11 protein-coding genes are annotated in these 11,800 nt (G+C 71.9%); 3 read left to right on the top strand and 8 right to left on the bottom strand.

Annotation, left to right across the window (positions count from 1 at the left end):
• Positions 1-103: 103 nt before the first annotated feature.
• Both AC5L3X_RS01120 and AC5L3X_RS01115 read right to left on the bottom strand, forming a co-directional pair.
• The gene (locus AC5L3X_RS01120; RefSeq protein ID WP_494854457.1) at positions 104-469 is read right to left on the bottom strand and encodes a hypothetical protein; all 366 of its coding nucleotides are present in this window, start codon (positions 467-469) and stop codon (positions 104-106) included.
• 284 nt (positions 470-753) lie between these two features.
• Complete coding sequence (locus AC5L3X_RS01115) at positions 754-1,461, bottom strand: response regulator (protein ID WP_494854455.1); 708 nt, start codon at positions 1,459-1,461, stop codon at positions 754-756.
• A 330-nt stretch (positions 1,462-1,791) separates the two neighbouring features.
• On the opposite strand from AC5L3X_RS01115, the gene AC5L3X_RS01110 reads away from it, so the two are divergent.
• Positions 1,792-2,709 (top strand): SDR family NAD(P)-dependent oxidoreductase, encoded by a 918-nt coding sequence (locus tag AC5L3X_RS01110; protein WP_494854453.1) that lies wholly within the window; start codon positions 1,792-1,794, stop codon positions 2,707-2,709.
• A gap of 167 nt (positions 2,710-2,876) precedes the next feature.
• Here the strand turns inward: AC5L3X_RS01110 and AC5L3X_RS01105 are convergent, their stop codons facing one another.
• Genes AC5L3X_RS01105 through AC5L3X_RS01090 form a run of 4 tightly spaced genes read right to left on the bottom strand, consistent with a single transcriptional unit; the run spans position 2,877 to position 7,255 of the window.
• The gene (locus AC5L3X_RS01105; RefSeq protein ID WP_494854451.1) at positions 2,877-3,662 is read right to left on the bottom strand and encodes an enoyl-CoA hydratase/isomerase family protein; all 786 of its coding nucleotides are present in this window, start codon (positions 3,660-3,662) and stop codon (positions 2,877-2,879) included.
• Positions 3,659-4,276 carry a carboxymuconolactone decarboxylase family protein gene (locus AC5L3X_RS01100; protein WP_494854449.1) on the bottom strand — a complete coding sequence of 206 codons (618 nt, stop codon included), beginning with the start codon at positions 4,274-4,276 and terminating at the stop codon, positions 3,659-3,661. The genes AC5L3X_RS01105 and AC5L3X_RS01100 overlap by 4 nt, the downstream gene beginning before the upstream one ends.
• Positions 4,266-5,510, bottom strand: coding sequence for a CaiB/BaiF CoA transferase family protein (locus tag AC5L3X_RS01095; RefSeq protein WP_494854447.1), 1,245 nt, complete (start codon positions 5,508-5,510; stop codon positions 4,266-4,268). Before AC5L3X_RS01095 ends, AC5L3X_RS01100 begins: the two co-directional genes overlap by 11 nt.
• On the bottom strand, positions 5,507-7,255 hold the full coding sequence (locus AC5L3X_RS01090) for a CocE/NonD family hydrolase (protein ID WP_494854446.1): 1,749 nt from the start codon (positions 7,253-7,255) through the stop codon (positions 5,507-5,509). The genes AC5L3X_RS01095 and AC5L3X_RS01090 overlap by 4 nt, the downstream gene beginning before the upstream one ends.
• Before the next feature lie 282 nt (positions 7,256-7,537).
• On the opposite strand from AC5L3X_RS01090, the gene AC5L3X_RS01085 reads away from it, so the two are divergent.
• The gene (locus AC5L3X_RS01085) at positions 7,538-8,668 is read left to right on the top strand and encodes an LLM class flavin-dependent oxidoreductase (protein ID WP_494854444.1); all 1,131 of its coding nucleotides are present in this window, start codon (positions 7,538-7,540) and stop codon (positions 8,666-8,668) included.
• A 176-nt stretch (positions 8,669-8,844) separates the two neighbouring features.
• On the top strand, positions 8,845-10,002 hold the full coding sequence (locus tag AC5L3X_RS01080; protein ID WP_494854442.1) for an alpha/beta hydrolase family protein: 1,158 nt from the start codon (positions 8,845-8,847) through the stop codon (positions 10,000-10,002).
• A 94-nt stretch (positions 10,003-10,096) separates the two neighbouring features.
• Here AC5L3X_RS01080 and AC5L3X_RS01075 read toward each other — a convergent pair whose 3' ends face one another.
• Both AC5L3X_RS01075 and AC5L3X_RS01070 read right to left on the bottom strand, forming a co-directional pair.
• Complete coding sequence (locus AC5L3X_RS01075) at positions 10,097-10,525, bottom strand: Zn-ribbon domain-containing OB-fold protein (RefSeq protein ID WP_494854440.1); 429 nt, start codon at positions 10,523-10,525, stop codon at positions 10,097-10,099.
• Complete coding sequence (locus tag AC5L3X_RS01070; protein ID WP_494854438.1) at positions 10,522-11,691, bottom strand: acetyl-CoA acetyltransferase; 1,170 nt, start codon at positions 11,689-11,691, stop codon at positions 10,522-10,524. Before AC5L3X_RS01070 ends, AC5L3X_RS01075 begins: the two co-directional genes overlap by 4 nt.
• Between the last annotated feature and the right edge of the window lie 109 nt (positions 11,692-11,800).

Below are 11,800 nucleotides of genomic sequence, written 5' to 3'. Positions count from 1 at the left end.
CGGCGTCTCGAGGCGCTACCCTCTGCCTATCGGCACAAACCGCCACATTCTGCTCATTGACGCCGTTACGGGATGCCTGACCTCTGTCCGGTAGATCCGCCGCTCAACACGCTCGCCGCCAGGCGTAGATCCAGCCGGCTTCCGCCAGCGCGTCCAGCAGGTACGTGGCGCGGATCCGCCCCGTGGGCACGTACGCGAGGTCGATGCTCAGCAGCGTCGCGGCGGTGGTCAGGCCGATCCGGCGGGCGTGCCGGACGCCCTCCGGCGTGCCGGACGCGCGGATCTGGCTGTAACCGATGCCGACCAGCAGCCCGGCGACGGTCCGCACCAGCCAGCGGTCGACCTTGGCGCCGAAGACCTTCTCGAAGCTGGACATGTGCGCCAACGGCCAGACGCCTCCCAGCAGGTTGCACGCCCCTTGGGTACGCGCCAGCCAGGCCCCGTCGGTGTGACCGTTTTCGGCATCCATGTCCGGTGGCTGCCCTCCGGTGTCAGGGACAAACCGTAGGCGACCGGGGCGGAGGGCGCAGCCCCGTGTACGGCGGCTCGCGGAGTCGCCGGAACGGCCGTCAGTTCCCGCGCTCGACGTCCAGCGCGCTGCGGGCCGCTTCGACGGCCGGTGGCAGCCCAGCGCCCCGGCGCCCACCAGGAGTCGTCGTCGGCGAAGGTGACATAAGGCGTCGTGGCCGCGCGCACCCCGAGGTTGCGGCCCGGCGCGCCCAGGATCCGGCCGTGTGGGGGCGTCCTGGGAGGTCAGGCGTCCTCGGGCTGCCGGCGCAGTGTCCGCCTGATCTCGGCGAACAGGTCGCTCGTGGTGTCCGTGACGGTCGCGCCGTACGCGGAGATCTCCTCGTTCCCCTGGAACGGCACGGCGTTGGAGGTGTAGAAGATCAACGGAGTCCGCCGTCGGCCGGACCGCATCTCGCGCAGCAGCTTCAGGCCCGCCCGCGGCTCCTCGGCGCCGTCCTCGACCCGGTGCATGTCGGAGATGACAAGGTCGAACTTTTCCGAGTCGAGGGCCTGGAGCGCCTGCGCCGTCGTGCGGGCCTTCTCGAGGTCCACGCCGAGCCGGTGCAGGTAGTTGACCTCGAAGAGGTGGTGCCGGAGGTTGTCGTCGGCCCACAGGATGCGGCTGCCGGAGAAGGACTCGTCGTCGCGTTTGGAGGTCTGCCCGGTCATCTTCGAGATCTGCTCGCCGAGGAAGTCGGCGAGCCGGGTCGGATCGGCGCCGGGCTCCTGGACCGCCTGCCGGACCGTGTCCTGTAAGGCCTCCACCGCGACCTCGTCGAACTCGACGCTGAGCGGACCGACCGACGCGCTCCGCGCCCGCCCGGTCAGCGCGCTGAGCGCGGAGATGATGCGCCTGCGGAAGAGGATCACGATGACCAGGGTCACGACCGGCCACGAGACGAGGTGGCCGACGAGGCGGAGTATGGAGTCGACCCATTGCTGAACCGTCATCACGCGCCTTTCGTCGTCTGTCCCGCCCGCGCGGCGAACTCGGCGTCGGCAACATAACACCGTGCCGGTCGGTGGCACAGCGGTGAAACGCGTTCTCAGGCGCCCGAAGACAGCCCGTCGGTGAAAAATGCAGTCGGGCTGGAGACTTATTCTCCGACCCCTTTTGGGGCGGGGAAAGCGAGAATTTTTCCACGCTTGAATGGCCGGTCACCTGCGGAAAAGAGGGCCGGTTGCTGCTGGTTGCGGCGTGCTTGATTCGGTTATGATTATCGCGGATCGCGGCAGTCGAATTATCTGGCGATTCGATTCTCGGTAATGGGAGAAAATGTTATGACGACCTCAAGTGCCGCCCTCCGCGAGCTCGACCTGACGGGCCACACCTGTGTCGTCACCGGCGCCGCGCAGGGCATCGGAGCGGCGGAGGCGAGGCTGCTCGCGCGACGGGGCGGAGCCGTGCTCTGCGCCGATCGGTCCGACACCGCCACGCTGGTCGACGCGATCCGCGACGAGGGCGGCGTCGCCCGGTCCTGGCAGGGCGACCTCACCGAACGCGGCGCGGCCGAGGACGTGCTGGCCGCCGCCGAGTCGCTCGGCCGGCCCATCTCCGTGCTGGTCAACAACGCGGGCATCGTCCGCGACCGGATGGTCTTCAACCTCGACGACGACGACTGGGACACGGTGCTCGCCGTCAACCTGACGGCGCCGTTCCGGCTGTGCCGCGCCCTGTCCCGGCACTGGCGCGCGCAACCCCGGCGCGCGGGGCGCCGCATCGTCAACACCAGCAGCGAGTCCGGCCTGTACGGCAACGCGGGGCAGAGCAACTACGCGGCGGCCAAGGCCGGGCTCGCCTCGCTGACCCTGACCCTGGCCGCCGAGCTCGCCAGATACGGCGTCTGCGTCAACGCGATCGCGCCCCGCGCCCGCACCCCGATGAGCGAGGCGGCCTTCGGCGCGCTGCCCGCCGGTGCCGGCGCGCTGCCCGCCGAGCAGGTCGCGAGCCTGGTCGCCTGGCTGGCCGGTCCGAGCGGCGACGACGTCACCGGGCAGGTCTTCGTGGTCGCCGGGCGCACCGTGCGGCGGATGACCACCTGGTCGCCCCGGCACACGGCCCGGCAGCCGGAGGTCTGGTCGGCGGCCACGGCCGAGCGGTTCCGGGCCGACCTCTTCCAGGGGGAGAGCACCCGGCACGAGCCGGCTCCGATCAGCGCACTCTTCGTCGGGGACGAGTCCCAGGAGATCCCGGCGTGATCGGTCCTGGCGTGATCGGTCCTGGCGTGATCGGTCCTGGCGTGACCGGTTCCGTTGTGAGTAGTTGGCGCGGGCGTCCAGCTCCTCGTGGCGCCAGGCCGGCGCCGAGGGGCGCGAGGTCGGCTCCGCGCCACGCGAAACCGGTCCCGCGTGGCGCGCGGGCGGCGTCACGGCCGCGGCTCGCCTCCGGTGTCCCGCGCGTCCGCGAACGAACGGGCGTCGACCGCGGCCAGTGATTCGAGCGCGAGGCCCGGGCCGAGGCCGAACTGCAGCTCGCGCCGGATCAGCATGGTCAGGCAGGCCCGGGTGTAGCGCAGGGTGAGCGTCGTGTTGGCCGCCAGCTCGCGGGCGAGCTCCCAGGCCCGGTCGAGCAGCCGGTCCGCCGGCAGCACCTCGGCCACCAGGCCGAGCTCCAGCGCCTCGCGCGCGTCGATGGTCCGCCCGGTCAGCAGGAAGTGCCGGGCCCGGTTCATGCCCAGCAGCCACGGCCAGATGATGTGCACGCCGTCTCCGGGGACCACCCCGGCGACCACGTGCTGGTGATCGGCGAAGGTGGCCGACTCGGCGGCGAGCACGATGTCCGAGAGCAGCGCCAGCTCGGCATGCTCGGTGGCGGGCCCGTTGACCGCCGCGATGACCGGGACCTCGATGTCCAGCAGGTCGAAGAGCAGGTGCCGCCCCTCGTGCGCGATCCGGTCCCAGCCCCGAGGGGTGGTGTTCCGTTTCTCGAACGCCATCTCGGTCAGGAAGTCGTCGCCGCTGCCGGTGAGGATGACCACGCGGTTGCCGGGGTCGGTGGCGATCCGCCGGAACGCCTGGGGCAGCTCGCGGTGCGCCCGCTCCGACCACTTCAGCGAGCCGCCGTCGGTGTGCAGGGTGACCTGCAGGATGCCGTCCCGCCGGGTCATCCGCACGTCGGCGAAGAGGTCGCGGTACTCCTCGAAGTCGCTCACGGGCGGGACCCTTCCGCCTCCGGCCGGCGGCCGTCCGGGGCCCACGCCTGGTACCCCGGTTCGAGCGGCACCTGGAAGGTGGCCATCAGCGTGGTGAGCGCCCGCCAGATCGCGATCACGTAGCAGATCTCGACCACCTCGCCGTCGTTCGCCAGCAGTGACTTGAGGGTGTCCAGGGTCTCCTCGGAGATCCGGTCGTCGCGCACCATCTCGTCCACCGCGCGCATCACGGCGCGCTCGGCGGGCCCGAACCCCGGGTACGCCGCGCCCTCGCGCACGCCGAGCACGTCCGTGGGCCGCCTGCCGGGCAGGTCGACGTCCACGGCCGGGGCGTAGTGGTGCGCCCACAGATACTCGGAGCCGGTTACCCAGGCCACTCGCATGATCGCGAGCTCGCGCAGCCGGGTCGCCTCCGGGCGTACGGTCAGCCGCCCCTCCCACAGGATGCGGTCGTTGATCTCGTTCTCGACCCGGCCGGCCTGCGGTGAGTTCAGCAGCAGGCGGTAGAAGTGGATGCGCGACATCTCCTCGCGCATCCCGGTGGCGACGGCGACCCGTGCCGCCTCCTTCACGGAGAGCATGGGGACCAGGCCCTCGGATTCGTCAGCCGGCATGGCGGTCCTCCTGGTCGGTGTGTGTCGTGGCGGGGCCGAACGCGCCGGCGGCGCGCAGCCTGTCCACGGCGGTGTCGTCGTACTCCAGCAGCCCGCGCAGCACGTCGTCGCCGTCCTCGCCGAGCCGGGGGGCGCGCCGGTGCTCCGTGCGGCCGGGGCCGACCCGCACCGGGCTGCCGACCTGGCGCACCGGCCCGAACCGGGGGTGCTCGGTCTCGACGACCATGCCGCGCGCCTCGGCCTGCGGGTCGGTGAGCGCCTCGGCGACGGTGTTGATCGGGCCGCAGGGCACGCCGGCCGCGTTGAGCCGCTTCAGCCACTCGGCTGTGCCCCGCCGCGCGAACGCGGCCTCCAGCAGCGGCAGCAGCTCGTCCTCGTGGCGTCGCCGGCCGTCGAAGTCGGCGAAGCGGGGGTCGTCGCGGAGCTCGGGGGCGTCGATCGCGTCGGCCATCCGGGCGAAGAACTTCTCCTTCGCGCAGGCGACGACCAGCCAGCCGTCGGCCGTCGGGAAGTTCTGGAAGGGCACCAGCGAGGGGTGGGCCGAGCGGGCGCGGCGCGCCGGGGTGAAACCGCCGGTGAGATGCCAGGTGGCGGGGTAGGTCAGCATGGCGAGCGCGGTGTCGTACAGGCTCAGGTCGCAGTCCGTCCCGATGCCGTCGCGGCGGGCGGCGAGGACGCCGGCCAGCAGCGCCTGCCCGGCGACGAGGCCGCCGCAGAAGTCCACGATGGACAGCCCCGACTTGGTGGGCGGCCCGCCCGGCTCGCCGGTGAGCGACATCCAGCCGGCGATGCCCTGCATGATGTAGTCGTAGCCGGGCTCGGCGCGTCGCGGGCCGGTCATGCCGTAGCCGCTCAGCGACACGCAGACCAGGCGCGGGTTGAGGTGCTTGAGCTGCTCGTAGGTGATGCCGAGCCGCTCGGGCACGTCGCCGCGCAGGTTGGAGTAGACCGCGTCCGCCCGGGTCACCAGCGCCTCGAACACCTCGCGGCCGGCGGGGGCCGACAGGTCGAGCGCGACGCTGCGCTTGTTGCGGTTGAAGGTCTCGAAGAAGAGGCTGTCCTCCTGCTCTTGGAACGGCGGGATGTGCCGGCCGACGTCGCCGCCGGTGGCCGGGTCCTCGATCTTGATGATGTCGGCGCCCAGGTCGGCCAGGTGCATCGAGCCGAACGGGCCGGCGCCGAACTGCTCGACGCAGATGACGCGTACGTCGGCCAGGGGCAGCGGGCGGGTCAAGGTCTCACCTCGGTGGTGTCGGGGGCGGGGACGATGGGCAGCACGAGCGCCGAGGGGTGCCTGTCGTCGTGGACGATCGTCTGCACCGCGGGCCGCGGCTCGTCCGCCGATGACCCCGGGCCGCGCTCGGTGTTGCCGTGCCGGTCGTACTTCGGGAACGAGCTGCTGGAGACCTCCAGCCGGATGCGGTGGCCCGGCAGGAACACGTTGCTGGTGGCGATCAGGTCCACCTCGACGCGCACGGGAGCGTCTCCGGCGGCCGACAGGTGCGCGGCGGTGACGCGCCGGATGCCGTCGCAGAGCAGCTCCGCCCGGCCATCGGGATGGACGTCGACGAGCTTGGCCGTCAGGTCCGTGGCCGGGGCGGTGGAGCGCAGGTACAGCACGGCACGCACCGGACCGGTGGCCTCGACCGGGTCGGCCAGCGGATCGCTCGTGTAGACCAGGACGTCGTCGCGGTCCTCGATCGCGCGCTGGTCCATCGGCCCGGAGTTGGCCGCCGGGTTGGGCAGGTAGGTCGCGCCGCCGCGCGTGGGGACGGGCCGGCGCGGGTCGTACAGGAACGTGTCGGGCGGCTCGGCGCCCGGCGGCGGCGCGAGGCTGAGCCGGCCGTCACCGTGACGCGAGTTGGCCGCTCCCTCGCCGCGCAGGAACCACTCGGTGGCGCGGGCGCGGGCCGGCGGCCACTCCTGCTCGTCGCGCCACTCGTCCACGCCCATCACGAACACCCGCACCGGTGGCAGGCCGGGGCCGGGCCCGCTGGCCAGATGCTGGTCGAACCAGGCGAGTTGCAGGCCCTCCATGTCGATCGTGGCCGGGAAGCGCCGCTCCGGGCCGCAGGTGTCGCCGAACAGCGCGGGCGACCACTGCGTCCACGGGCCGATGATGAGGCGCTGCCGCTCGGCGGCCGGCCCGCCGGCGGCCCTGATCGCCGCGTAGTTGGCCAGATTGCCGTCCAGGTGCACGTTGTACCAGCCGGCCACGTGCAGCACGGGCAGCTCCGTGGCGGCCGGCGCCTCTCCCGCGCTCAGCTCGCGCCAGTACGGGTCGCCGGGCGGGTGGGCGAGCCACTCCCGGTAGTGCGGGGCGATGCCGTCCAGGGCCGGGACGTCGTCGAGCGGGAGCCGGCCGAACGCGGCGTCCGGGTCGCGCAGCGCGCCCGCCAGCGCGGCGGCGGCGTTCGCGTGCCGGTCGGCGCCGTCGCGGGCCACCGCCCGGCGTAGCTGGTCGGGGGCCAGGTTGGCCAGGCTCCACCAGAGGTTGAAGCCGAGCTGGAACGCCCCGCCGCGCCATACCCAGCCGTCGTCGAACTCCGACGCGGTGAAGTGCGGCACGATCGTGCGCAGGGCCGGCGGCCGATGCCGCAACGCCTGCCACTGCGGGACTCCGTTGTTGGACGCGCCGTACATGCCGACCCGGCCGTTGGACCACGGCTGCGCGGCGGCCCACTCGACGCACGCGGCGGCGTCCTCGCCCGAACCGGCGAACGGGCGGAACGGCTCGTCGCCGCCGGAGCGGTGCCTGCCGCGCGCGTCCACCACGACGACGACGAAGCCGTGATCCACCGCGCGTTCGGGACTGATGACGCCGTTGACCGAGGCCCAGTTGGACTTGTCGTACGCGGTGAGCTGGAGGAGGACCGGCCGTCGGCCCGGCGTCGGGTCGCGGTGGACGTCCGCGCGCAGCACCACGCCGTCCGTGAGGGGGATCGGCAGGTCGCGCTCACGCAGTATCGGGGGACGCATCGTCAGAGCCTCCGTGGATCGCGGCCGGATGTCCGGTTCATCTGGCACTGCGTTCTACGGCGCGGGCCGTTAATCCGTCGTTACTGACCAGTTGGAACGGCTCTGTAACTGCGCGCCCGTTTGATACGGGCAAGGGGTTCGGTCACATACCGCACTAGGGGTGAGATATTGAGCGTCAAGGCGATTGTTCAGCTGTATCCGGTCATTCCGGCCGAAGGCGGTGCCGCAGGACGTGCGGCTCGGCGTCCGCTGGGACGCGACCGCGATGAGTTCCAGAAGGTGATGCGGGACTGGGCGAAGATCGCCAAGGCCGCCGAGGACCTGGGGTACTGGGGTATCGCGGGCATCGAGCACCACTTCCACTCCGAGGGCTACGAGGTCTCCCCGTCCCCCGGTGTGATCAACGCGTGGCTGGCGGCGCAGACGAGCCGGATCAACATCGGCACCAACGGCTACGTGCTCGGCACCCAGGACGCCATCCGGGTGGCGGAGGAGTGCGCGGTCCTGGACCACATGCTCGAAGGCCGGTTCTGGGCCGGCGTCAGCCGCGGCTACCAGTCCCGCTGGACCGACGTGCTCGGCCAGCACCTCGGCACCCAGGCCACGCTCTCCGACGGCGGGGCGGCCGACAAGGCCAACCGCGGGATCTTCGAGGAGCAGGTCGAGCTGATGCTCAAGGCCTGGACCCAGGACTCCTTCGACTACAAGGGCTCCAGGGTCCAGGTCCCGTTCCCGTACGAGACCGGTGTCGCCGGCTATCCCGGCGCGGACACCGCGGCGCTGATGGGCGCGACGGACGAGGTCGACGAGAACGGCGCCATCCGGAAAGTCTCGGTCACGCCGCCGCCGTACCAGCGGCCGCACCCGCCGGTGTTCGTGGCGTCGTCGAGCTCGGAGGAGTCGGTCCGCTACTGCGCGCGCAACGGCTTCGTCCTGACCAGCTTCTCGCCCGCGTCACGCACCGCCGAGTTCGCCAGGATCTACGCCGACGAGGCCGCCAAGTCCGGTCACCCGCTGCCGCTCGGCGCCAACCAGGCTCCGGTGCGCTGGCCGCACGTGACCGACTCGCTGGCCGCGTTCGACAAGGCCCTCATGGACTACGACGCGGACATCTTCGAGAACTTCTACTCGAAGTTCTTCAAGCACAAGATGCCGGTGGGCTCGGACGTGCTGCAGGGCATCAAGGACTCCGGCCTGTTCCTGGGCGGCACCGTGGACCAGGCGAAGGCCCAGTTCGCGGCGGAGTGGGAAGAGGTCCCGTACGAGTACTCGGTGCTGATCTGGCACTGGGCGCAGCAGCCCACGGACGACCTGATCCGCGAGATGGAGCTGATGGCGAACAAGGTCTACCCGGAGATCGGCGGTCTGGCGGGGCCGGAGGAGCGCCCCCGGGCGCAGTGGACCACGCCCTGATCTCGACGACCTCCGACAGGTCGGTGATGCCGGTGCGCCTGCCGGTCGACAGGGCCGGGCGCGCCGGGTAACGCCGAAAGTAATGATCCACAAGGTATAAGTAAGTCCGCAGATGTCATGGACGTGCGTGGCGCGGGGGTCCCGCCGATCGTCACGCCGTCCCGCGAGGAGTCGCCGTGTTCGAGTTCTTCCCGGGCAACCATGCCTGGTCGACGACCGTCAATCTGGCGCTGATGGCCGGTGGCTCGCTCGGCGACGTCCAGCGCTGGTTGAGCCCACTCCGCGACGCCCCGGCGGCGGACCTCGACGCCTGGGTGGCGGCCTGGGCGGGCATGGCGCACCAGCAGGAGCTGATCGCCGCCGGCGACGTCAAGGCCGGATACCTGGCCACGGCGGGAGCGCGCTACCTGCGCGCGTCCGTCTACCACGCGAGCGGGCAGCGGCAGATCCCGCTGGGCCCGGCGAAGTCCGAGAGCTACGCCGCGGCCCTGCAGGCGTTCGGCAACGCCATGGACTACGCGCCCGTCTCGCTGGAGCGGATCCACGTCGACTCCCCGGACGGCACGCTGCCCGGCTACCTGATCGCGCCGGACACCGCCGATCCGCAGCCGGTGGTCATCGTGTACGGCGGCCTGGACCTGACCAAGGAACTGCTCTACGCCGTCGTCGGCGACAGGTTCGCCCGCCGGGGCATCACCTGCCTGGTCATCGACACCCCCGGCGCGGGCGAGCTGATCCGGCTGCGCGGGGTGCCGTCGCGTCCCGACTACGAGGTGCCGACCGCGGCGATCATCGACCACCTGGCGACCCGGCACGACGTGGACGGGCGGCACGTCGCCGTGCTGGGCATCAGCTTCGGCGGCTACTACGCGGCCCGTTCGGCGGCGTACGAACCGCGGGTCTCGGCGTGCGTCTCGTGGGCCGGCACCTGGGACAGCGGCGCCGTCTGGCGGCGCCGGTGGGACGAACGCTCCGGCCCCGAGCCGGCGTCGTGGTTCCTGCCCTGGGTGATGGGCACGCCCTCGATCGAGGAGGCCCTCACCAGGATGGAGCAGTGGACGCTGGCCGACGTGTGGCCGCGGGTGAAGCAGCCCCTGCTCATCGTGCACGGGGAGAACGACCGGGAGATCCCCGTCGCGGACGCGCGCCGCGCCTTCGAGGCCGCGGGATCGGCAGACAAGCGGCTGCGCGTCTTCACCGCCGACGAGGGCGGGGCGGAGCACATGCAGACCGACGATCCGGGGCCGGCCCTCAACCTGATCGCCGACTGGCTCTCCCTGCACCTGCCGGTGGCGCCGTGCCCGCCGGGCGAGCGCGCGCTGCGGACGGTCTGACCGCCCGCCGGGCGAACGCACGCGTACGGTCTGACCGCGCGCCGGGCGAACGCACCGCGTACGGTCTGACCGCGCGCTCGCCCGGCGCTCGCCGTCAGGTGGCCGCGGGCCGCCAGAACGGAAGGGACGCCTCATCGTTCAACGGGACGAACTCCACCTCGACCCGCATGCCGATGCGGACCTCGTCCACCTCGCAGCCGATCACGTTGCCCATCACGCGCGGGCCCTCGTCGAGCTCCACGATGGCCACCGCGTACGGCGTCCACTGGTTGAACGGGAACGCGCCGGTCTGCCGCACCACCGAGTAGGTGTGGACGGTGCCCTTGCCCGCCGTGGTCAGCCAGCCGGGCGTGTCGCCGCACTCGACGCAGATCGACCGGGGGTAGAACTGCCGGTGACCGCACGCGGCGCACTCCTGCACCAGCAACTCCTCGCGGAGGGTGGCCTCCCAGTACGGTCGCGTCGAGGCGTCCAGCAGGGGGACGGGACGGCCGTCGGTCTCTGGTGTGCTCAGGTTCGTCATGCTCTGTCCTTTCCGAGGATCACGGTGCCCATCGCCGAGAGCCAGCCGCCGGAGCCGCAGGCCAGCGCGACCTCGGCGTCCTTGACCTGCGCGGCGCCGGCCTGGCCGCGCAGCTGCCGGGTGGCCTCGATGAGCAGGAAGATGCCGCGCATGCCGGGATGGCACGAGCTGAGCGCGCCGCCGTCGGTGTTGAGCGGCAGCGCGCCGCCGAGCTGCAGCGCGCCCGAGGCCGCGAACGGGCCGCCCTCGCCCTTCTTGCAGAACCCCAGGTCCTCCAGCATGAGCAGCGCGGTGATCGTGAAGCTGTCGTAGAGCTGCACCGTGTCGACGTCGTCCGGGGTGAGGCCGGCCTGGGCGAAGGCCTCCTGGCCGCTGCGCTCGGCCGCGGTCCGGGTGTAGTCGGGCATCTGGCTGATGTTCCAGTGCGTCTGCGCCGACGCGGCGCCCAGGATGTGCACGGCCGGCTGCCTCAGGTCGCGGGCGCGCTCGGCGGTGGTGACGATCACCGCGCCGCCGCCGTCGGAGACCACGCAGCAGTCCAGCAGGTGCAGCGGATCGGCGATCATGCGGGAGTTGACGACGTCCTCGACCGTCATCGGCTTGCGGTACTGCGCGTTGGGGTTGAGCCCGGCGTGCGTGCGGCAGGCCACGGCGATGGCCGCGAGCTGCTCGGAGGTGGTGCCGTACTCGTGCATGTGCCGTTGCGCGGCCATCGCGTACGCGCCGATGAGGCTGTTGCCCCACGGCGCCTCGAACTGCAGCGCGCCGGCGACCTTGGCGCCCGCCTCCTTGGCCCCGAAGCCCGGGTTGGTGCCCGACTTCGTGTAGAGGTCCGAGCCGTAGACGATGAGCACGTTGGTGCACATGCCCGCCCGGATCGCGGCCATCGCGTGCTGGATGTGCAGCTCGAAGCTGGAGCCGCCGACGGCCGTGCCGTCGAAGTAGCGCGGGTTGATGCCCAGGTACTCCGCCATGGTGCCGGCGTTGTCGGGCAGCGAGAAGTCGCCCTGGGCGCACATGAACCCGTCGATGTCGCTCTTCTTCATGCCGCTGTCGGCGAGTGCCCGCTGGACGGCGAGCACGTGGTGCCCGACCGCGTCCAGATGCGGTGCCTTGGGATAGTCGCTCAGGCCGATGCCGGCGATCACTGGGGTGCGGTCAACCATGGATGTGGCTTCTCCTCGTGTGTGCGTGAAGTGTGCGTGAAGTGCGGCGCGCCGGCCGGACGTGGCAGGCTGGCCGGCGCGGGCGATGGTGGGTGGTGAGGCGGGGCGG

Source organism: Nonomuraea sp. CX421 (assembly GCF_059358955.1).
Note: the sequence above shows the minus strand (reverse complement) of the source record. Positions and strands in the feature narration are given on the sequence as shown.

Excerpts from the sequence above, each read along its gene's own strand:
- AC5L3X_RS01090 (WP_494854446.1), bottom strand. The coding sequence starts at position 7,255 with ATGCGTCCCCCGATACTGCGTGAGCGCGACCTGCCGATCCCCCTCACG.
- AC5L3X_RS01120 (WP_494854457.1), bottom strand. The coding sequence starts at position 469 with ATGGATGCCGAAAACGGTCACACCGACGGGGCCTGGCTGGCGCGTACC.
- AC5L3X_RS01085 (WP_494854444.1), top strand. The coding sequence starts at position 7,538 with ATGCGGGACTGGGCGAAGATCGCCAAGGCCGCCGAGGACCTGGGGTAC.
- AC5L3X_RS01070 (WP_494854438.1), bottom strand. The coding sequence starts at position 11,691 with ATGGTTGACCGCACCCCAGTGATCGCCGGCATCGGCCTGAGCGACTAT.
- AC5L3X_RS01110 (WP_494854453.1), top strand. The coding sequence starts at position 1,792 with ATGACGACCTCAAGTGCCGCCCTCCGCGAGCTCGACCTGACGGGCCAC.
- AC5L3X_RS01075 (WP_494854440.1), bottom strand. The coding sequence starts at position 10,525 with ATGACGAACCTGAGCACACCAGAGACCGACGGCCGTCCCGTCCCCCTG.
- AC5L3X_RS01115 (WP_494854455.1), bottom strand. The coding sequence starts at position 1,461 with ATGACGGTTCAGCAATGGGTCGACTCCATACTCCGCCTCGTCGGCCAC.
- AC5L3X_RS01100 (WP_494854449.1), bottom strand. The coding sequence starts at position 4,276 with ATGCCGGCTGACGAATCCGAGGGCCTGGTCCCCATGCTCTCCGTGAAG.